A 21,339-nucleotide genomic window follows, 5' to 3' on the forward strand; every position below is an offset into this window, starting at 1 on the left:
GTACGGCATATGAAGGGTCACTCGAATCTCTTTGCACGGTTCCAGCGCCAAGTGATTAAAACCGCAAAACAAAACGGCATTGCAGATTTCTCCGCAATGCCGCTTCGACAGCAGGTTAATGAAGGATCAATTGATCCGGACAGTTACAAAACGCAGTTCTCCCGACCGGGAAGCCAGCATCAGAAGAGCATTCTTGCGCCCTTCGCGACGCAGCGCATCGATGCGCTTTTTCACATCGTCCGGTGACTTAACAGTTACCTGACCGATATCGACTATAACATCACCGGTTTCGATACGCTTCTCGCCGGCAGCGGAGCCAGGGGAGACGTAAAGAACCGCAACGCCCTCCACATCCTCGGCGATGCCAAACTCGCCACGAATATCGTCATTCAGTTCGCTGAGTTTCATTCCAAGCACGCTTGGGGCGGCGTCGCTCTTCTGTTCCTTTTTCGGTGTATCCGGTGTTTGCGTGCCTTCATCACCGCCCTCACCTTCGGGAACCGGCGCCTGATCCTCCGTCGCGGCCTCGGTACTCTTGTCGTCCTCGACCAGACGTCCGAGTTTCACTTTAATGGTCTTTTCCTCGCCCTGACGAACCACAACGATCTCGACGTCCTTGCCGACCGGGGTTTCCGCAACCAGTCGCGGCAGATCGCGAGCCTTGTCGACGGGCTTGCCTTCATAGCGGATCACGATGTCACCAGCTTCAATGGCCTTGTTGTCAACGCCGGAGTTTTCGATCAGCCCGGCAATCAGTGCGCCCTTGGCTTCCTTCAGTCCAAGGCTCTGGGCGATATCCTCGGTTACCGGCTGGATGCGTACGCCGAGCCAGCCACGGCGAACCTCGCCGAACTCCTTGAGCTGATCGATAACACCCACTGCCATTTCAGCAGGGATGGCAAAGCCGATACCGATAGAACCGCCCGATGGCGAAATGATCGCCGTGTTGATGCCGATCACCTTGCCGTCCATGTCAAACAGCGGGCCACCGGAATTACCCCGATTGATGGCCGCATCAGTCTGGATGAAGTCGTCATAGGGACCGGAATTGATGTCACGCTTGCGGGCCGAGATGATGCCAGCAGTTACGGTTCCACCGAGCCCGAAGGGATTGCCGATTGCAAGCACCCAATCGCCGATACGCGCTTTTTCCGAATTGCCGAACTGTACGGCCTTCAGCTTGTGCTTGGACGGGTCTACCTTGAGGATTGCCAGATCGGTCTTGATGTCTTTTCCAACCAGTTCGGCTTTCAGCTTGGAACCATCGTTGAAATTGACCTCGATCTCATCCGCATCCGCAATAACGTGATTGTTGGTGACGATGAAGCCCTTTTCGGCATCGATGACGAAGCCGGACCCCAACGACTGGACCTTGCGCGATTCGTCGCCCTGCGCACCTTCCTTGTCACCGAAGAAGTCTTTGAAGTATTCCTGGAATGGAGAGCCCTCAGGCACCTGCGGCATCGGAACCGCGCCTTCACCTTCTCCATCTTCCTTGACGGTTTGCGAGGTCGATATGTTCACGACCGCATCAAGCAGCCCTTCAGCCAGATCGGCAACTGAAGCCGGTCCCTGAGCTGCGATTGCCGGAGGCGTTCCTACCGAAAGAGTGCCAGCGACGGTCATCGCCCCCAATGCCACCGTTGCGAAAAGGGTGCGAACTAATCCCGCCTTTGGTGCAATTGCCATGAAGCCCTGCTCCGTTCCTGTCTGCTTGCAGTCGTTTGATTAGCGATAAGTCGCTGCAAAATACGGCCTGTTTACGGCCCCGCATAGACTACAAACAATAAATAACAGAAGGAAAGCGGCTTATCCCCTGACAAGCCAGACAATGCCAACGCCGATTGCAAGCGCCGCAATCCCGGCAATGCGTAACATGTTTTCGGGCGTCTCGCTTGCCTCGCGGGCAAGCTTCTTCGCCAAAAAAGGAAAGCCGCCGTAGAGCAGCCCTTCGAGAACGAAGAGAAGACCTACGGCGGCTAGAAAATCGCTCATGAGCGTTTGACCCGGTTTTACTGGGCAGGCGTTGCCAGCTTGCCGCCAGCATCACGGAAGAACTTGAAGAACTCCGAGTCCGGCGAAAGAACCAGCGTTGTATCCGGTGTTTCAAGCGCTTCACGGTAAGCGGACATCGAACGATAGAAGGCAAAGAAACCAGGGTCCTTGCCTGCAGACCCGGCGAAGATTTCACTGCGCTGGGCGTCGCCTTCACCGCGAAGGATTTCCGATTCCTTGCGCGCTTCAGCGATCGTTTCCACGACCTGACGATCGGCGACAGCACGAATACGCTGGGCGGCTTCACGGCCACGGGCGCGCAGGCGCTCCGCTTCGGCGAGGCGCTCTGCCTTCATGCGGTCATAGGTCTGCTGCGAAACTTCAGCCGTCAGATCAGTCCGACGGATACGCACATCGGCAATCGTAAGGCCGAGTGACGTCGCATCCGGGCGAAGCTGGTCCCGGACTTCGCGCATCATGTCGCCACGTTCTTCCGAAAGTGCCGCTTCAAAACCGCGCTGACCGTAAACGCTACGCAACGCAGCATCGAGACGGGTGCGCAGACGCTGTTCGGCAAGCAGTGTGCTGCCCGAAACGGTTTCACGGAACTTGCGGGCATCGGTGATACGATAGACGAGAAATGCATCGACGTCATAGAACTTGCCGCCCGAAACCTGAACGCGGATATCGTCCAGATCGAAGCGCAGCAGGCGATCATCGATCAACTGCACCGTGTCAGCATCAAGGAACCCGAAAGGCAGCTTGAAATAGATGCCCGGTTCCGTCTTCACATCAACGATCTGACCGAAGCGAAGCACGATGGCCTGCTGACGTTCGGAAACGATGAATGTCGCGGAATAGATCAGGAAAGCGATGACGGCGATGATACCGCCAATGATTGGAAGTCTGTTCTGAGCCATTACTGGGCACCTCCGCTCGGGGTCGTCGTGGTCGCATTCACACCGGGGCGTGGCTGCTGGCGCATGAGTTCGTTCAGCGGCAGGTAAGGCACGACATCCTTTCCAGGTTCGACAATAACTTTCTTGGTACCCTTCAGCACCTGTTCCATCGTTTCGAGGAACAGACGATTGCGCGTCACTTCCGGCGCCTTCTGGTATTCACCCAGAACGGAGCTGAAACGCTGCGCCTCACCTTCCGCGTCCTGAACGACACGGTTCTTGTAAGCGGCTGCTTCTTCACGAAGCTGGGCTGCTTCACCGCGGGCCTGACCGAGCTTCTGGTTCGAATACTGGTTCGATTCTTCTACGAAACGATCTTCGTCCTGTTCGGCACGCTGAACTTCGTCGAAGGCATCGGCCACTTCACGCGGCGGCGCTGCATCTTCGATGGATACGGCGTTGACCTGGATACCCGTCTTGTAGGTGTCAAGCGTCTGCTGAACGATATCGCGTACGCTCGCTGCAATGGCCGAACGGTTGTCGCGGAAAACGTCCTGAGCCGGGCGACGACCGACGATTTCGCGGATCGCGCTTTCGGAAACCTGCTGCACCATCGCATCGGGATTATCGACGTTAAACAGATACGCCTGCGGATCCGATACGCGGTAAAGAACCGAAAACTGAACGTTGACGATGTTCTGGTCGCCGGTCAGCATGAGGCCCTGCGTCGCGCTCCGGTTGCCCTGCCCGCCAATATTGATCTGCTTCTCGACAATCTGCGCCTTTTCATAGGTTTCGATCGGCCACCAATGGAAATGTAGGCCAGGACCGGACACTTCTGCCTTCGGCTTGCCAAAACGCAGTTCGACGGCGAGTTCATCAGGCTGCACGGTGTAGATGGACTGATAAAGCCAAAAACCCAAAACGGCCGCGCCGATGAGGAAAAGAACGCCGCGATTGCTGCCGCCCTTGCCACCACCACCGGGGAAGACCTGCTTCAGACGATCTTGTCCTTTACGCAGAATATCTTCGAGATCAGGTGGTGTGTTCTGGCCGCCGCCACGTGGGCCCTTGGGTCCTTGTCCCCAGGGGCCACCGTTATTGTTGTTATTGTTGTTATCGCCGCCGCCGCCCCATGGGCCGCCGCCACCATTCTGATTACTCCAGGGCATCCTCACCTCTCGTCCAGGTGACGGGAAAGCGAGCTGCCACTCCCGTCATCAACTAATGTTTCCGTTTTATAGGCATCGCGAGGTCCGCTTTCAACGCGAAGACGCCAAAATTCGTGAACTATGCTTTACACAGCACGTTTTTCGTACACGAAATAGCACGTTGGATGGCTATCCTTCTCTCCGGCGGGCACATCCTCCTGCGAAACGACGTGCCACAGTTTCGGATCGATTTCTGGAAAGTGTGTGTCTCCGTCGATCTTGGCTAGAACACGGGTCAGGTGAATTTGGTCCGCGAGAGGCAAAGCCTGCGCATAAATCTTCCCGCCGCCTATAATGCAAACTTCCCCTGCACCCATGTCAACAGCCAGCCTTCGCCCGAGCGCGATTGCATCCTCGAGAGAACCGGCAATGCTCGCACCTTCAATCTGAAATCCGCTGTCCCTTGTCACCACGATGTTGGGCCGTTCCGGCAGGGGCCGCCCGATGGATTCCCAGGTCCGTCGCCCCATGATAACCGGCTTGCCGAGCGTCAGCGCCTTGAAGCGCTTGAGATCGGTTGAAAGCCGCCACGGCATGTCATTATCACGCCCGATAACACCGTTTTCGGCGGCAGCAACAATGATCGAAACTATCGGTTCTTGTATGGACATTGGATGCCTCAGACAGCAATCGGCGCTTTGATCGTCGGATCGGCCTCATAGCCCTCAAGCTGGAAATCCTCAAAGCGGAAGCCAAAAAGATCCTTCACTTCAGGATTGATCCACATTTTCGGCAATTTCTTCGGTGTCCGGGTAAGTTGCAGACGCGCCTGGTCGAAATGATTGGCGTAAATATGCGCGTCACCAAGCGTGTGCACGAACTCTCCCGGCTTCAAACCGGCAACTTGTGCGATCATCATCGTCAGTAGAGCATAGGAGGCGATATTGAACGGCACGCCCAGAAATATATCCGCCGAGCGCTGATAGAGCTGGCAGGAGAGTTTACCGTTGGCAACATAGAACTGGAAAAGACAGTGGCATGGCGGCAACGCCATTTCATCGACCAATGCCGGATTCCACGCCGATACAATCAGACGCCGCGAATTGGGATTTCCATGCAACATCTTCAGGAGATTCGCGATCTGATCGATGTGACGGCCATCCGGCGCAGGCCATGAGCGCCACTGATAGCCATAGACCGGCCCGAGATCGCCATTGTCATCCGCCCATTCGTCCCAGATCGAGACGCCATTCTCCTTCAGATAGGCGATATTCGTATCGCCCTTCAGAAACCAGAGCAGCTCATGGATGATCGAGCGCAGGTGAAGCTTCTTGGTCGTCAGAACCGGGAAGCCCTCTTCGAGATTGAAGCGCATCTGATACCCGAAAACCGACCGCGTACCTGTGCCCGTACGGTCGCCACGGTCGACGCCGTTATCGAGCACATGTTGAAGAAGATTGAGATAGGTGCGCATGGGGGGATGATCCAGAACCGATTCGTTTCGAGTCCACTATAAAGAAAAACCCCGGTGTGAGGCACCGGGGCTTCGGATTCAGAAAATCGCTGTGGATCAGAGGCTGCCGAGTTTTCCGAGCTGCTTGGCGACCAGATAATAGAAGGTGACGCGATTCTTGTTGCGATCGCCCTTCATGACGTCAGCAACATGCGCAACCACTTCATCGCCCTTGGCTTCGTCGTCGATGCCGAGTTTCTTGGCAACCCAGTTGGTGCGAACGCGCTTCAATTCTTCCGGGTCCGTTGCCGAAACGAGCGAGGAATCGCGATTGCGCAGCGCAATGCCCAGATGCTTGACGATCTTATCGACTACAGCTTCATCGGCACCGGCATCGTAGCGACGGACATCCGCGAGATATTCACTCATATATCCACTCTCCTTCGAATGGGGCATCAGCACCCCGTTTCAGCCCACGGAACCCGGCTATATAAAAATTTGCTTGCCGACCCCGATATGTTGCGAGGATTGACCAGCAAAAGCGGGCTGTCAATGAAAAATGAACGCAGTGGTCGATCGTTAGGGTCCGTAAGCAAAACCCGTTAAAAACTGCGCCCCCTCTTCCAATCACATTCATCCGCGCCTATATACGGCGTGTCGGCGCAAGCTGACTATGGTGATAAACGGACGGTGTAATAAACCTATTGGACCCGGGGGCGGTACCCGGCGCCTCCACCAGAATACAGATCAATCAAACGGTTTGTGTTGTGGCGGGGGCGAAACAGGATCGACAAGGGTGTAAAGATCGCTCTTTTACTCGGCATGATACCACCGTTATCGGGTCAATTGAGTAGTTGCAAATGACAACAAAGCTCAGGGTTATGCTCTCGCTGCCTAATGGCGGTGCGGGAAACCCACTCTAAAGTCCTTAGGGTTAGCACCTTAAGGCGGGGTTCGGAGGCACCTGGCAACAGAAGCCTCCACTTTCCCTTTCAGATAATCTATGCAGCCGCAGCTTCCGTATCGAGCTCGCTTGCCTTGCGCGAAAGAACGATCTGCGTCAGCACAAAGGCCGTGAGCGCACAACCGGCAATCCCACCGGTCATCGGCAGAGCCGTTCCATCAAAGAACGAACCGGTCACGCCAATCGCCACCCCGCCAATCACGAAATGCAACGTACCCATCAGAGCAGATGCAGTTCCTGCAATCTCACCGTGATCTTCAAGAGCAAGCACCGCCGTTGTCGGGATGACGAGGCCTAAGAAGCCATAACCCACGAACAGGAAGCCAGCGATCAGCCATAGCGACTGATGCCCCATGAGTGCGGCTGCGAACATGGCGAGCATTGCCGCTGCAAATCCCGAAACCGCGAATCGCATGACACGACGAAGCCCAAAGCGCGATCCAAGCCATCCATTTAGCTGTGAAACACCGAAAAACGACACCGCATTGGCCGAAAAGGCCATCGCATACTGCGTCGGCGTCAGCCCGTAATGATCGATCAGCACGAACGAAGAATTGGCAAGATAGACAAAGAAGGAAGCAATGCCAAAGCCGCCGACGGAAACCAGCCCGAGGAAATAGCGATCCTTCAGCAGGCGACCATAACCGCGCAAAGCGGTACCGAGATTGCTTTCAAGGCGTGCTTCGGCCGTCCGCGTCTCCTTCTGCGCTGTTGCCACCAGAACGATTCCGATAGCAGCAGCGACCAGAACAGCCCAGAAAACACCCCGCCAGCCAAAGAAGCTGATGATGATCGAGCCGGTCAGCGGTGCCAGGATCGGTGAAATGGAGAAGACGAGCATCAAAAGCGACATAAGACGCGCTGCCTCGACACCTGTGTGAAGGTCGCGCACAACAGCGCGCGGAATAACCATGCCTGCAGCAGCCCCTAGCCCCTGCACGAAACGGAAAAGCACCAGCACATCTATATCCGTCGCCAGAGCAGAACCGATGCTGCCGATACCGAACAGCACCAGACCACCATAAAGCGGGAGTTTACGCCCGACCATGTCGGACAGCGGCCCGCAGAAAAGCTGCGCAACCGCGAGAGCAATGAAAAAGGCCAGAAGGCTCATCTGCACGGCACCTGTTTCCGCATGCAAATCGGCGGCAATGGTGGGCAGAGCTGGCAGATACATATCGATCGCAAATGGGCCAATGGCGGAAAGAAGGCCAAGAACAATGGCATTGCGCACAAGACTGGAAGCCATGGGGGACGCGCTTTCATCAATGTTTCGTGAGATTCCCGCACCGATTATCGGATCTCCGGTTTTGCTTGGGAGAATGGCACCATCGGGCTCGCAAAATCGGCACAGGACAGATAAATACTTGTATTCACTACAAGTTTTCTTTTCAGTTTGATGATATCGACCCGTTTTTCAATGTGGCCGACACTTGAAAAGTCAGTAGCGAAAGGCATTCTATACGCAACGTCAAAACAGTTTTGACACTGATGTCAAATTAGACACCATTGTCCAAAACGTCAAGCTATCTTATGTTGGAGTTATGAAGCCTACTGACATATTTGACATGGCCGTTCTGCCCGAGAAGCGCGCTGTATCCGACAAGGGCCTGAACTCCGCGGCAATCAAGCCCGGGCAATGCATGAAGCGCGACTTCATTTTGTGCTCTGCAGCGCGTGTTTTCAATCGCGACGGGTTTCAGGGTGCCAGCATCGACCTTATCGCCAATGAAGCAGGTGTTTCGCGCCAGACGATCTACAACCATTATCGCGACAAGGAAGCGTTGCTTTCCGCTGTCGTCGAAGATGCGCTTGCGCGGATGAATGCGAGCCTTTTCGCAGTCCTGGCCTCTTTTCCACAGACGGGAGAGAATCTGGAGCAGGATCTCGTGGCTTTTTCCATCCGCATGAGCCGGAACTGCATTTACGATTCGTCCGGCGCGTTCCTACGCAAGATCATGCAGGCCAACGAGACCAACCTGCCGCTTGCAGCGAGTATCTGCAATACGAAAGGCCCCGCACAGGCTATTCCCGCTATAGCAGCACGTCTGGCACGTCTGGCGATGGATGGACATCTGCGCGTTGACGATCCGGACCTCGCCGCCCGCCATTTCATGGCGCTGATCAATGCTGATACGCATTACCATATGCTGACCGGTCAAAGCATAGATGACGCAATCATCGAGAAGAGTGCCGTTAATGGGGTGCGCACGTTCCTGATGGCTTTCGGACGCGGATAGGATAACACCCTTTTATTGCGCTCAAAAGTTGCGTATTTTTCTGTCATAGATACCGCCTGTCGCTATTTCAGGTCATATATCATCAGTTCCTGCGAGAACGAACTTGACATCGACCTCCGAATCCGTGGGATAAGCAAACCATGGTACAGGACCTAATCCGTTACGATATTCTCGCTCAGGAAGCCCTACGCGGCGTCATTCGCAAGGTTCTTGCGGAAGTGGCTAAGGCTGGCTTGCCAGGTAACCATCATTTTTTCATCACGTTCCTGACCGGAGCGCCCGGGGTGCGAATTTCCTCGCGCCTGAAGGAAAAATATCCCGAGCAGATGACTATCGTTTTACAGCATCAGTTCTGGGACATGCTTGTCACAGACCAATTGTTCGAAGTTGGCCTGTCCTTCGGAGACATCCCAGAAAAGCTGACTGTTCCTTTTTCGGCAGTCCGCGGCTTTTATGATCCTTCGGTAAATTTCGAACTCGAGTTCGACGTCGCGGTTGCGCAACCGGAAAGCGACAATGACGAAGGCGGCAATGTTGCTCCTATTGAGATTGCCCCGACAGATGTGCCGGTCGAAAAGGCAGAAAAGCCCAAATCGAAGTCACGCAAGTCTGCTGCAGAAAAAGAAGCCGCAGCATCCAAGGACAGCAATGCAGATGACGATGCCGATAAGGACGCCAAGCCTACGGCTGATGTTGTTTCGCTGGATGCCTTCCGCAAGAAGTAATCCTGCACCTCCATCTCCGTCCGACGAACCTGCCAAATTTCCCGCTGGTTATGCTGTCCTGTTTGACTAGACAGTTATCTCGCTGTTGATCGCAATCAATGGTGAAAAATAAGCAGACGTTTTATACTCTGTCTTGACGGTAACCAGATCAGGATTGACTTTGATGATTCGTGCAATCGCTCAGGCAGTATTGTGGATCAGCGGCATTGTAGCTGCTTTCTTTGTGGCAAAAGACGAACCCAATTTTCCGCTTCTGCAGATGACGGTGGGACTTATACTTCTTATTCTGGTGTCCTTGGCTATATGGTGGTTCACCAATCCGAAAGACCCCCAGAAATAGGAGCAGCCTATTCCGAGCTTGCTAGACGTAACCGAAACGCGGTAATTTTTTCAAAAGCCGTCAACATTTCCATGTGGTGTCATGAGCGATATCGTCAATCTCAGGCAGTTCAAAAAACAGAAGGCCCGCACCGAAAAGGAAAAGCAGGCTGACCAGAATCGCTTACTTTTCGGTCGAACGAAGATTGAAAAAGCTTTTGTCCGCACGGAGATAGCAAAAGCGGAGGGCTTTCTGGATCAGCATCGTCTGGAGAAGCGTGACGGGCCGGACCAGGAAAAGTGAACACGCCAGGACGGCTACGCAAACATTCCGTCAGTATCCGCGGGCACGCGACCAGCTATACGCTTGAAGACCCATTCTTTGAATTAATCGAAGAAATCGCGACGACACGAGAGCTTTCCGTCGCGGCGCTGATTGCAGAAATCGACAGCAAGCGTGACAGATCGATCAACCTGTCTTCCGCGCTCAGACTTCATGCCTTGGACTGGCTTAAATCCAGAATTGCTCAAGGCTGAGGTGCAGGAACAGCAGGTGTTTGTTCCAGGCTTTTCAGGAACTCGTTCAGAGACTGCCCACCCTCCGGCGATGCCAGAGGAGAATTAGACCCACCAGCCGGTGCACTTTGCGGCTTTTCCGCTTCAAGCCGTTTGGCCTCCTCGGCCGTTTTCCGAGCCACTTCGCGCGCACTGGCTTCAGCACGGCGCCTCGCCTCTTCCTCACGTTGCGAACGGTCCCGTTCCGCTTCATCCGCCTCGAAAAGCCCAAGCTGGCGACGAAGACGCTGTTTCTCCATGAGATTCGCCTGCATGGATTCAACGCGTTCCTGTTCGCGTTCAAGCGCACGCTGGGTCAGGAACTGAACCAAAGGCTGCCGGTCGAATTTCACTTCGGGTGCGCTGTAGCTGCCACCGAGCGAAATGGCCACCTGCGGAGAGATGCCGGTGTCAGCACTGTCGATATTCTGGAACGTCAAAGTCCCGCTTCCGCCAATACCAAGCGTCGACAGATCGAATTGCAAATCACTGAGAAGCGCAGCATTTCCGTCGTTCAGATTGGCTGCCGCCATGCGTGCGACACCGCCACTAATTGCAAAGTCGAGCCGTGCGTTACCTGGCGCGAATACGCCTTGCCCCGTAGCCTTGTCGGCAATACCGACAAATTTCGTGGAAGCCAGCTTATCGGAACCGGAGGACTGATCCCCCATCGCATCGGCAGCTCCGATCATTGCAGGCAATGCCGTTCCATCCAGACCGTTGACGGTAAAATTCTCCACGTCAAAACTCGCCGTTCCCGCAAGCGAACCGATCAACGCTGCAACGCTCTCGCCACTGCCGTTCAAATTCACAGCAGCCTTCACTACGCCACCGAACGGAGCGGCACCGTTCTCCAGACGGTAAAAATCCTTGAGGTTCGCGCCGCTCCACTTGAGCTCTGTCGAGAGGAGAGCGTTTTTGTCGCTGTTGCTCAGAGAAACATTGCCGATAAGATATCCACCCGCCCAATTGCCGGTCAATTCGTTCAACTGGAGGCCGTCCATAGTCTTCTGGAGCTGTGTGGAAAACTCCGTGGCGGTCCCGAAGCCATCCATATGTGCCTGTGCCACGTTGAGTTTCATATCCAGCAGCAGTGGTAATGACGGTCGAACCGCGAATGCACCGCGTGGCCAGATTGTTTTTGCAGTGTGCTTCGCCGGCTCGAATGCATCCTGCCCCAGCATGATTGCTGCAAGGCTATCCACCTCAAGCGTGGCGAGCTTTGCTTCGCCCTTCAGCTGCGGCAGGCCGCTATCGGCGAAATTCGCTTCCAGTCGCGCCAAAACATCTTCTCCATCCAGCTTTCCGGCCAGATTGGGAAATCGCAAAATACCCTTCGCGAACTGAAAATCACTGGCAAGGTCTGCCGAAAGCCCTTCGCCGAAACCAGGCAGCGCGAAACCGGCTGTCGCGATGAACGGTTGCAGATCGGCAGACTTCAACTGCGCCTTGCCGCTGGCAGCGACATCGCCGCCGACCAGCGAAATCACGCCATCGGCGGCGGCCGAGCCATCAGGTGCCGTAAGCGTGAGTTGCGTCCGCATACCTGCACTCGGCGCGCCCTGCATGTTCAGATCGGCAGTAAGCTCGCCAGCAAGCCCCAGGGGCAATGTAGGCAAGCCTATCAGCGCAAGCACAGCTTCGCCTTGATCCGAGGTTGCGGTGCCATTCAATTGCATCTGCAACGGCTCGCTCTCGCCTTCGCCGCCGCTCGCCGTCCCGGACAGATCCAGCTTCATACCGCCTGCTTTTCCGGTAACACTGAACGAAAATTCACCAACTCCAGGAGCGTTCTTGGTATTGGCCTCGGCAGGTCGAGCGCTCTTGCCTTTAGCTGCAACACTTTTCGCAGGTGTCTTGTCGACCTTTGGCACAGACGGCGCTACTGCATTGGCAATGACATTGATTTCGCTGTCTTCGAACAGCCCAGGAAAATTCGCCGCGCGTATCGAAAGCGCATGAAACAGCGGTAGCTGGGGATAGCGATTAGCCATCAAGGATAGGAACCGCGAAAGATCACCGGACAGGATCGTCGCATCCAACGAACCGGAAGGCGTATTGGCGAAAGGTTCATAGGTGCCTGTTGCTGTCAACGTGGTGCCCGCAACGTCGCCGACCAGAAGCCGGTCGAAATCGAAGCGACCATCATGCAGCCTGAGCGCCATATCGACATTACCGGCCTCCATATCCTGGTATCGGACCGGACCGGCCTTGAACGCCAGATTCAACGACTGGCCATCGAGAAACCCTAGCCCCTCTCCGCTTGAGAAAAAGGTTATAAGGGCTTGCAGGGCCTCGCTTTCCACCGTGCCGCCATTGAGGGCGAGCGTGAGTGCAGGCTGGGCCAACCCCTTTGCCTCGCGAACAAACGATCCTTTGAGTGAGGTCTGTCCCAAGCCGATTTCGAGATTATCAATCCGCTGCATCCCGTCGCGAAGATCGACATGTCCGGAGAAACCCGCACCCTCGAGTTTGCGTACAGAATCATCGACCGTCTCGTTGAGCCAGCTTGCCAGACCGGATGGTTGGCGCGAGGCAACAAGCATATCACCTTTGAAGCCGAAGTCCTTTCCAACCGAAAGCGTGCCTTTGGCCTCGACCTTCGTCCGCCCCGGAAGATCGGCAGCGAACTGCCGGATTTTCCAATCGCTTCCGTCCGGTTCCGCGCTCACCGTGACCGAGCGTATCGTCGTGCCACCCGCGATCACTGCAGGCAGGCGCAAATCCACGTTACCGGGTATAGTTGGAATAGGCATCTGTTCGAGAACGCGACGCGCTATCGCGATACGATCCCCAACCGGCATGGCAGAACCGGATTGTTCTTCGCTTGCCGCTTCATTCGGTCCCCAGAACAACTGCTGTCCATCAGCGCTCACCTCGAACCGCGGCTTGTCGCCATAATCGATAAATGCCTTGCCATTCACCACATAAGGATTGTCGACCGGCCCCTGTTCCATGCGGAATTCACCGGCATCGAAGCGACTATGATCCGCCTTGAACTTTCCACTTACACGCACGCCACTGAAAAAGGGCGTTTCCGTCGGCGTCTTCTGATCTTTGCCCGTCTTGGCAACCATGTCGGAAGACCGAAGTGAAAAATTACCGGCATAGTCGAGCCGACCGTCGGTTACGGTCACATCGCCATCCGTCTCGAAAGTAGCCGGAATTGCATCCGGCGAAATGCGTGCACGCACGCGCAACGACCCATCCGGTTTCGCCTCACCACTTGCGAGGTCGATCGCCAGCTTTTCACCCTGCAGAACAAGACTTCCGTTTGCCTGCCATGGGCCTGCAAGACTATTTGCGGAGATCACAGCATTGAGTTCGGTTGCCGTATGACTGCGGCCGCTTGCCTCTTCACGAAGGGTAATTGTTCCGTCATTGACGGAAAGCTTCTCGAGTTTGATTTTCGTCGGATCAAGCGGCGTCGACGGACGGATCGCCCAATCGACCTTGCCGCTTTTATCCAGAGAAATTGTAGCCCGGGGACGATCCACGCGCATATCAAAAATCAGAAGCTGGCCGCGCAGAAACGGCATCAGTTCGGCATCCATCGAAAACGTATCGACGGTCATCGCCGGATGAGCCGCATCGGACCCAACGCGCACATCGGAGAATGCAACAGAAGGAAACGGCAAAAGCCGGGCGCTAACGTCACCGGCGACCTTCACAGGACGCCCCAGAACACGGCTAGCCTCACGCTCGAAATCGGCGCGATAGCCGCTCCAGTCAACAAAAGGCGGCACGACAAGTGCTGCCGTCAACAGCAGCACCAAAAGCCCGCCGACGATGACGAATATGCGGCCCAAGAAGCAGCTCCGATTAAACAGATTGCAAGTTAGCGCGAAACAAAGAGTGAATCACGCTGTCTTTATTTGCGCAACATAACGGCATCGATCCGGCGACAACAAGGCAAATTGCATCATGGCCGCACCGATATGCACGGCCGCCTGAATCAAACTCTCGGCAAACCTGTTCAAACGGCTGATTTGAATCACGAAATCAGTATTTTACCTGGGTTCATGATATTGTCTGGATCGAGCGCTTGCTTGATGGCACGCATGTAATCCGTGGCTTTACCCAGCTCCATGGCAAGATACTTCATTTTGCCCTGACCAATGCCATGTTCGCCGGTGCAGGTTCCCTCCATGGCAATGGCGCGTTTGGCCAGCCGATCCATGAAAGCTTCCGCACGCACCATCTCGCTGGCATCATCCGTATCGAGAAGCAGAAGAAGATGGAAATTTCCATCCCCCACATGTCCAACGATCGGTGCGATCAGGCCGGTTTCGGCCAGATCCTTTTCCGTTTCGCCAATGCAATCGGCCAGGCGCGAAATCGGTACGCAAACATCCGTGGAGACACCCTTGCAGCCGGGCCTTAGCAGGAAAGAGGCAAGATAGGCGTCGTGACGCGCCCGCCAGAGCCGGTCACGCTCCTCGGCATCGTGCGTCCACAGGAAATCGTCGCCGCCAGTGCCTGCTGCAATTTCTCCAAACAGTTCCGCCTGTTCGGCAACGCCACTTTCCGTGCCGTGGAACTCGACGAACAGATAAGGCTGCGCTTCGTAAGGCAGTTTGGAATGAAGGATCAGGGCCTGCATCTGAAGCGTGTTCACAAGCTCGATACGCGCAACAGGGATACCCATCTGGATGGTTTCGATCACCGCACGGCAAGCCGAATTCACATCCGGAAAAGGACAGATGCCGCCGGAAATCGCCTGCGGAATCCCCTGCAGTTTCAATGTCAGTTCGGTAATGATGCCAAGCGTTCCCTCGGCTCCGACAAGCAGCCTCGTGAGATCGTAACCCGCGGCCGTCTTCTTCACGCGCTTGGAAGTCTCGATCAGCCGTCCATCGGGCATCACGGCTTTCAGCGCCAGTACATTCTCGCGCATGGTACCATAGCGCACAGCGTTCGTGCCGGACGCACGCGTGGAAGCCATCCCGCCGAGCGTCGCATTGGCACCCGGATCAATCGGAAAGAACAGTCCGGTATCGCGCAGATACTCGTTCAATTCCCGGCGCGTAATGCCAGGCTCCACCACACAATCCAGATCTTCCGCATGCACGGCAATCACCCTGTTCATGCGGGTGAGGTCAAGAGACACACCACCAGCGGGAGCGTTAACCTGCCCTTCGAGTGATGAACCAGCGCCAAAAGCGATAACCGGCACCCGATATTCGGCACAGATGCAGACAACCTCCTGTACCTCTTGCGCGGTCTCGGCAAAGATGACGATATCTGGCGCCTGCGTCGGCACATAAGTTGTCGTGTGACCGTGCTGGTCCCGGATAGCCTGACCAGTCTGTGCACGCTCGCCGAAACGCTGTTTGAGAATAGCCACCGTTGCAGCAATACCCTGCTCATTGCGTGTGAGCGCAACAACATTTTCAAGCGACATCGTTCATTCTCCGAAATTCGATCTTCAAACGGCAGGCAACGCCAGCGCGACAGGATCCTGTCCAAGATGCTCTGCAACGGCCCGGATCACCAGATTATGGTCCTCGCGCTGCGGCAGACCTGATACGATTACGGCACCGATCACACCTGCCCCGGAAACGCGGATCGGAAATCCGCCGCCCGCCAGTGCGTAGTCCTCAACATTCAACGCTTTATGGGGAGCGAACATACGGTCGTCGCGATTCTGTTCCAGAACGAGACGATAAGTCGAAGCGTGAAAGCGGCGCACGACATTGAACTTGCGACGCAGCCATTCCTGATTATCCACCGTACTTCCAGCAGTCGTCGCGTAAAACAATTGCCGGTCCCATAGGGAAATTTCGATGGCGACACCGAGCTTTTCCTTCACGGCGATATCGCGAATGCGATGACCGAGCGCAAATGCTTCGTTCTCGTCAAACGACGGAAAAATAAGTGCCTGTTCCTGCCGAATAATTTGCCCGATCGCCTGCTTGTTGTCGTCGCCCTGTGCCATTTTCTGCGTTTCCCCGATGACTTGCACGAAATCTGTGTGTTCCTTGTGCGCTTTCGATCACGCGATTGCAATGAGGGTTATCCGCCATCAAACTTGATTGATCCGACGCAAGCGGCTAGTGGGAACCTTATGGTTCAGAACCCCAATATAGATGTGCCTCTGAAAGGCGATCAAATACCGGAATTTGTCGAGACCGCCGTGTTCAAGCGCGACGTGTTTTCAGAAACGCATGCTGGCTATTTCACGGGCGACCCCGATACCCGCATTATCCGTCGCGTCGTAAGCGCTGCTCCCTGGTGGTCGAGGCCACTCGCCTGGATACTGGCCCGGCGTGAAATCCGCGGCCTCAAGACGGTGCGTGGCATTGAAGGCGTTCCGCAATTGCTCGCCACCGACAAGGATGGACTGTACCGATCCTGGACAGAGGGAACGCCGCTGCATCTCGCACGGCCTTCCGATCCGAAATGGTATCGCACCGCGCACCGTATCCTGCGCGACATGCGCCGCCTTGGCGTTACTCACAACGATCTCGCCAAACCGCAGAACTGGCTGATGACGCCCGAGGGCGAAGCGGCAGTCATCGATTTCCAGCTTGCAAGCGTTCATCGCCGTCGCGGGGCCCTTTATCGACTGATGGCCTATGAGGATTTTCGCCACCTCATCAAGCAGAAGCGTGCTTTCGCAAAAGACCTGATGACGCCAACTGAAAAGCGCATTCTGGCGCGCCGCTCCCTGCCGTCGCGCATCTGGCTGGCCACAGGCAAGAAAGTCTACAACTTCGTCACTCGCGGCATTTTCAGCTGGTCGGATGGTGAAGGCACGGGTGACCGGATCGACAATGAAGGGCCCGCAATTCAGGCCGCGCTCAAATCCGATCCGCGTGTCACGGATATAGCGCTCGCGCTCTATTCCCTGCCGGCCAAGGGCGTCGGCATCTACGCTTTTGTGGAAACGCTCAACGCCGACGAAAAAAGCCTTCGCGCAAGACTCAAAGGGCAGAGAGTTGAACTAATCCAGCCGGTTGCGCATCTGCCACGGCGAGCCGACGGGACTATTCGCGACGACATTCTGCGACTGATTGCGATGAACCAGATGACGGAACTCGACGATCTCCTGCAGCGCGAACCGGAACTGCGCGGCCTTGTGGAAGCACTGGCTTCTCACCGCCTGAACTTCACAGATCGTCGCGTTACTCAATTAGAGTAGTTGAATATTTTAACCCTTTCGCTGGTCTTTCAGCCACGAATCATTACATTCGGGTCAAATGTCTGACTTTCCCGACGATATGCCGTTTTTCGGCGATGACGACGCTCCGGCAGGCCGCACACCTGCTCCCGGGGGCATTGCCGCACGTGCCATGGCGGCACGCAACCAGCAACGCGGCGAGCCCGATTATCTGAAAGGGCTGAATCCCGAACAGCGTCAGGCCGTCCTGACGACCGAAGGTCCCGTTCTTGTGCTCGCCGGTGCGGGAACCGGCAAGACGCGCGTTCTGACGACGCGTATCGCCCATATTCTGACGACCGGTCTTGCCTATCCAAGCCAGATTCTCGCCGTGACTTTTACGAACAAGGCCGCGCGCGAAATGAAAGAGCGTATCGGCCATCTGGTCGGCGGTGCCGTGGAAGGGATGCCGTGGCTTGGCACGTTCCATTCGATCGGCGTCAAGCTTTTGCGTCGACATGCGGAACTCGTAAATCTGACATCGGATTTCACAATCCTCGACACCGATGACGTGATCCGCCTTATCAAGCAACTTATCCAGGCTGAAGGCCTTGATGATAAGCGCTGGCCGGCGCGCACCTTCGCCAATATGATCGACGGGTGGAAGAATAAGGGCTTTGGTCCTTCCGATATTCCTGAAGGCGATGCGCGCTCGTTCGGCAACGGCAAAGGTCGCGAGCTTTATCAGGCCTATCAGGAGCGCCTGCGCACGCTGAACGCCTGCGATTTCGGCGATCTTCTGTTGCATCCGATCCGCATCTTCCGCAACCATCCGGATATCCTGCGCGAGTATCACGCGAAGTTCCGTTACATTCTCGTGGACGAGTATCAGGATACCAACACCGCGCAATATCTCTGGCTGCGCCTGCTCGCACAAAGACCGCAGGCAAAAGGTACGGCTCCCGCACCATTTTCGGCAGACGGCCAGCAGGCCCGAACCGGCGCGACCGAGAACAGACTGGCACAGGTTAATCTCTGCTGCGTTGGCGATGACGATCAGTCGATCTACGGCTGGCGTGGCGCCGAGGTGGACAACATCCTGCGCTTCGACAAGGACTTTCCGGGCGCCGTTGTCATCAAGCTTGAGCGCAACTACCGCTCGACCGCGCATATTCTGGGGACTGCGGCACATCTGATTGCACACAATGAAGGTCGCCTCGGCAAGACGCTTTTCACAGAAGCGCCAAACCCCGACGATCCGAAAGTCAAAATCCACGCCGCGTGGGATTCGGAAGAGGAGGCCCGTGCTGTCGGCGAGGCCATCGAGCAAGCCCAGCGTCAGGGGCACCTCCTCAACAACATGGCGATCCTCGTCCGCGCCTCCTTCCAGATGCGCGAGTTCGAAGATCGGTTTGTCACTCTCGGCCTCAATTATCGCGTCATCGGCGGCCCACGCTTCTACGAGCGTCTCGAAATCCGCGACGCGATGGCATATCTGCGCGTCGTCGCACAACCGGCCGACGATCTGGCACTGGAGCGCATCATCAACACGCCGAAGCGTGGTCTGGGTGAAGCGGCGATCCGGCAGATCCATGATTATGCGCGCGCGAGAGAGATTTCCATGTTCGCCGCTGCATGCGATCTCGTCGAAACGGAAGAACTGAAGCCGAAGCCACGCTCCGCCCTGCGCGAAGTGGTCGAGAATTTCCTGCGCTGGCAGTCTTTGATCGACAACACGCCGCATACGGAACTGGCTGAAACCATTCTGGATGAATCCGGCTATACGGCCATGTGGCAGAACGACAAATCGGCGGAAGCACCGGGCCGACTTGAAAACCTCAAGGAACTGATCCGGTCCATGGAGGAATATGAAAGCCTGCGTGGATTCCTCGAGCACGTCGCGCTCGTCATGGATGCCGAGAAGAACGAAGATATGGATGCCGTCAACATCATGACGCTGCATTCGGCCAAAGGTCTGGAATTTGAAACCGTCTTCCTTCCCGGATGGGAAGAAGGCTTGTTTCCGCACCAGCGCGCGCTCGATGAAGGCGGACGTTCCGGCCTTGAGGAAGAACGCCGCCTTGCTTATGTCGGCGTAACGCGCGCCAAGAAAAACCTGCATATCTGGTTCGTGTCCAACCGGCGCATTCACGGCATGTGGCAATCGACCATTCCCTCCCGTTTTCTGGAAGAACTGCCGGAAGCCCACGTGGAAGTGGCTGAACTGGAAGGCAATTACGGTGGTTATGGCGGCGGCTATGGACAGTCCCGCTTCGACAAGGCCGACCCGTTCCAGAATTCTTATTCAACGCCCGGCTGGCAGCGTGCGCAGCAGAACCGTTCCGACGCCACGCGCAACAATTGGGGCTCGCGCTCCGGTAGCCGTGTTGAGCGTATCGGTTATGGCGAGACCGATTCCGGTTTCGGCGCCGGACGAGGTTCTGTGAAGGGACGCACAATAGACGGTGAACTGGTAGCGAAATCGGTGGCCGACAAGCCATCAGCCTTCAAGATCGGCGACCGTGTGTTCCATCTGAAGTTCGGCAACGGCAAAATCTCCGCCATCGACGGTAACAAGCTGACAATAGATTTCGACAAGGCCGGACAGAAGCGCGTTCTCGATAGCTTCGTCCAACCAATCTAGATTATCGTCCCAATGAAGGATCGGGGCAGCCGGATTATTCCGGCTTGCCCTTCGCCCACGTAACATCACCCTTATAAAGCGGCACGGTTGAAAGCGACGTCTTCGCTGAACCGTCCTGGACCTGTGTTGCATGTGCGAGATAAAGCAGCGTGTTGTTTGTCTTGTCGTATATGCGCGTGATGACAAGCTTCTTCCAGATCAGACTGGTACGTTCGGAGAAAACCCGCTCTCCACCCTTGCCGAGATTGATATCACTAATTGTGACCGGCCCCGTCTGTTCGCATGAAATGGAAGCATTGGACGGGTCCTCGAACCAGTTGCCCTTTTGCAGCCGGTCGATCATGCCGCGCGAGAACGACGCCAGATGACAGGTTACGCCCTGCACTTTAGGGTCTTGGACCGCATCAATGACAATATCATTTCCAAGCCAATCGACGCCAACCTTGCCAACTTCTTCTGCAGGGGCCGCCGAAGCAGCAACGACCAGCATGGGAGCAAGCAAACAACCGGCAAAGCGCTTCATTCCGACCATATCTTCCAGCCTCCAGAACTACTGTGATGCGAAGGTGGGCAACCAATTGCGACTTTGCAAGAGCCGGATTTAGCACGCATCTTGTCCGAGAACCGTTTCACATTTTTCGGGATGCGCTTTTAGCCGCCCCACTTTTCAAGAAACGTTTCAATTTCCAGCGTCTGGATATCGGGAACGGCTTCATAGAGCTTTTCCACCGACCAATTCCACCAAGCCAGCTCCAATAGCCGATCTATGATGGCGTTATCGAAACGCTTGCGAATGAAACGGGCGGGAACGCCGCCGACCACATGATAGGGTGGCACGTCCTTCGTTACGACCGCATTCGCGCCAATCACAGCACCATGACCAATCTGAACGCCCGGTGTGATGACCGCGCCGTGGCCGATCCATACATCGTTGCCGATGACCACACGCTGTTCCTGACGCCTTGCCCGGAACTCTCCATCAACGCCCAGATAACGAAAATACTCATTCGGCCGATAGCTGACCTTATGCGTCGTCAGTCGCTCCATCGGATGTTCGAGCGCGTTGATGCGGGCATTCGCGGCGATGGAACAAAACTTGCCGATTTCGGCATAGATTCCCTCACCGTTACGCTCGAAATAAGTGAAATCACCGACTATGACCTCACGAAGAATCACCCGCTCGCCGATGTCGGCATACCGCCCCAGTTTGACGGATTTCAGCTGCGCCGTAGAATGAATGCGCGGTTCGCTGTTCTGGAAACGAAGATCATCGGACGACGCCATTGAAAACTC

The 21,339-nt window shown here is 55.8% G+C and carries 20 protein-coding genes and 1 other RNA gene; 8 read left to right on the forward strand and 13 right to left on the reverse strand.

What is annotated here, in order from left to right:
• Window positions 1-126: 126 nt before the first annotated feature.
• The 7 genes from CQZ93_RS08700 to CQZ93_RS08730 form a co-directional block, all read right to left on the reverse strand.
• A complete protein-coding gene (locus tag CQZ93_RS08700; protein ID WP_105542214.1) occupies window positions 127-1,689 on the reverse strand; it encodes a Do family serine endopeptidase in 1,563 nt (520 codons plus the stop codon).
• Window positions 1,690-1,809: 120 nt separating this feature from the next.
• Window positions 1,810-1,995 carry a DUF2065 domain-containing protein gene (locus tag CQZ93_RS08705; RefSeq protein WP_105542215.1) on the reverse strand — a complete coding sequence of 62 codons (186 nt, stop codon included), beginning with the start codon at window positions 1,993-1,995 and terminating at the stop codon, window positions 1,810-1,812.
• Between the two features lie 17 nt (window positions 1,996-2,012).
• The gene (hflC, locus tag CQZ93_RS08710) at window positions 2,013-2,915 is read right to left on the reverse strand and encodes a protease modulator HflC (protein ID WP_010659764.1); all 903 of its coding nucleotides are present in this window, start codon (window positions 2,913-2,915) and stop codon (window positions 2,013-2,015) included.
• Complete coding sequence (hflK, locus tag CQZ93_RS08715; RefSeq protein WP_105542216.1) at window positions 2,915-4,066, reverse strand: FtsH protease activity modulator HflK; 1,152 nt, start codon at window positions 4,064-4,066, stop codon at window positions 2,915-2,917. Before hflK ends, hflC begins: the two co-directional genes overlap by 1 nt.
• A 125-nt stretch (window positions 4,067-4,191) precedes the next feature.
• Window positions 4,192-4,710 carry a dihydrofolate reductase gene (locus tag CQZ93_RS08720; RefSeq protein WP_181153375.1) on the reverse strand — a complete coding sequence of 173 codons (519 nt, stop codon included), beginning with the start codon at window positions 4,708-4,710 and terminating at the stop codon, window positions 4,192-4,194.
• Window positions 4,711-4,724: 14 nt separating this feature from the next.
• A complete protein-coding gene (locus tag CQZ93_RS08725; protein ID WP_105542218.1) occupies window positions 4,725-5,519 on the reverse strand; it encodes a thymidylate synthase in 795 nt (264 codons plus the stop codon).
• A 96-nt stretch (window positions 5,520-5,615) separates the two neighbouring features.
• Window positions 5,616-5,927: a DUF2853 family protein gene (locus CQZ93_RS08730; protein WP_105542219.1), complete on the reverse strand. Its 312-nt coding sequence runs from the start codon at window positions 5,925-5,927 to the stop codon at window positions 5,616-5,618.
• 188 nt (window positions 5,928-6,115) lie between these two features.
• Between CQZ93_RS08730 and ssrA the strand changes: the two genes are divergently transcribed.
• Window positions 6,116-6,483, forward strand: a transfer-messenger RNA (tmRNA) gene (gene ssrA / locus CQZ93_RS08735).
• Window positions 6,484-6,499: 16 nt separating this feature from the next.
• Here the strand turns inward: ssrA and CQZ93_RS08740 are convergent.
• Window positions 6,500-7,711: a multidrug effflux MFS transporter gene (locus tag CQZ93_RS08740; protein ID WP_105542220.1), complete on the reverse strand. Its 1,212-nt coding sequence runs from the start codon at window positions 7,709-7,711 to the stop codon at window positions 6,500-6,502.
• A 295-nt stretch (window positions 7,712-8,006) separates the two neighbouring features.
• On the opposite strand from CQZ93_RS08740, the gene CQZ93_RS08745 reads away from it, so the two are divergent.
• The 5 genes from CQZ93_RS08745 to CQZ93_RS08760 all read left to right on the forward strand — a co-directional run bounded on the left by CQZ93_RS08745 (window position 8,007) and on the right by CQZ93_RS08760 (window position 10,282).
• Entirely contained in the window at window positions 8,007-8,702 is a 696-nt protein-coding gene (locus CQZ93_RS08745; RefSeq protein WP_105542221.1) for a TetR/AcrR family transcriptional regulator, read from the forward strand.
• A gap of 140 nt (window positions 8,703-8,842) precedes the next feature.
• Window positions 8,843-9,427, forward strand: a complete 585-nt coding sequence (locus CQZ93_RS08750) for an SspB family protein (protein ID WP_105542222.1) — start codon at window positions 8,843-8,845, stop codon at window positions 9,425-9,427.
• 163 nt (window positions 9,428-9,590) lie between these two features.
• Window positions 9,591-9,767 carry a hypothetical protein gene (locus CQZ93_RS26610; protein ID WP_174977453.1) on the forward strand — a complete coding sequence of 59 codons (177 nt, stop codon included), beginning with the start codon at window positions 9,591-9,593 and terminating at the stop codon, window positions 9,765-9,767.
• 81 nt (window positions 9,768-9,848) lie between these two features.
• The gene (locus CQZ93_RS08755) at window positions 9,849-10,049 is read left to right on the forward strand and encodes a DUF4169 family protein (RefSeq protein WP_105542223.1); all 201 of its coding nucleotides are present in this window, start codon (window positions 9,849-9,851) and stop codon (window positions 10,047-10,049) included.
• Complete coding sequence (locus CQZ93_RS08760) at window positions 10,046-10,282, forward strand: ribbon-helix-helix domain-containing protein (protein WP_105542224.1); 237 nt, start codon at window positions 10,046-10,048, stop codon at window positions 10,280-10,282. The genes CQZ93_RS08755 and CQZ93_RS08760 overlap by 4 nt, the downstream gene beginning before the upstream one ends.
• Here CQZ93_RS08760 and CQZ93_RS08765 read toward each other — a convergent pair.
• From CQZ93_RS08765 to CQZ93_RS08775, 3 genes are all read right to left on the reverse strand, one after another.
• Window positions 10,273-14,109, reverse strand: coding sequence for an AsmA family protein (locus tag CQZ93_RS08765; protein ID WP_105542225.1), 3,837 nt, complete (start codon window positions 14,107-14,109; stop codon window positions 10,273-10,275). The genes CQZ93_RS08760 and CQZ93_RS08765 overlap by 10 nt on opposite strands.
• A gap of 185 nt (window positions 14,110-14,294) precedes the next feature.
• On the reverse strand, window positions 14,295-15,704 hold the full coding sequence (locus CQZ93_RS08770) for an FAD-binding oxidoreductase (RefSeq protein ID WP_105542226.1): 1,410 nt from the start codon (window positions 15,702-15,704) through the stop codon (window positions 14,295-14,297).
• A gap of 24 nt (window positions 15,705-15,728) precedes the next feature.
• On the reverse strand, window positions 15,729-16,238 hold the full coding sequence (locus CQZ93_RS08775) for a heme-degrading domain-containing protein (RefSeq protein WP_105542227.1): 510 nt from the start codon (window positions 16,236-16,238) through the stop codon (window positions 15,729-15,731).
• Between the two features lie 129 nt (window positions 16,239-16,367).
• Between CQZ93_RS08775 and CQZ93_RS08780 the strand changes: the two genes are divergently transcribed.
• Entirely contained in the window at window positions 16,368-17,444 is a 1,077-nt protein-coding gene (locus CQZ93_RS08780; protein ID WP_105542228.1) for a serine/threonine protein kinase, read from the forward strand.
• A 58-nt stretch (window positions 17,445-17,502) separates the two neighbouring features.
• Entirely contained in the window at window positions 17,503-20,046 is a 2,544-nt protein-coding gene (locus CQZ93_RS08785) for an ATP-dependent helicase (RefSeq protein WP_105542229.1), read from the forward strand.
• A gap of 34 nt (window positions 20,047-20,080) precedes the next feature.
• Here the strand turns inward: CQZ93_RS08785 and CQZ93_RS08790 are convergent, their stop codons facing one another.
• Together CQZ93_RS08790 and CQZ93_RS08795 are read right to left on the reverse strand one after the other, a co-directional pair.
• Complete coding sequence (locus tag CQZ93_RS08790) at window positions 20,081-20,578, reverse strand: CreA family protein (RefSeq protein ID WP_105542230.1); 498 nt, start codon at window positions 20,576-20,578, stop codon at window positions 20,081-20,083.
• Between the two features lie 119 nt (window positions 20,579-20,697).
• Window positions 20,698-21,330, reverse strand: a complete 633-nt coding sequence (locus CQZ93_RS08795; RefSeq protein WP_105542231.1) for a DapH/DapD/GlmU-related protein — start codon at window positions 21,328-21,330, stop codon at window positions 20,698-20,700.
• Window positions 21,331-21,339: the final 9 nt, after the last annotated feature.

This window comes from Ochrobactrum vermis (genome assembly GCF_002975205.1).
Classification (GTDB): Bacteria; Pseudomonadota; Alphaproteobacteria; order Rhizobiales; family Rhizobiaceae; genus Brucella; species Brucella vermis.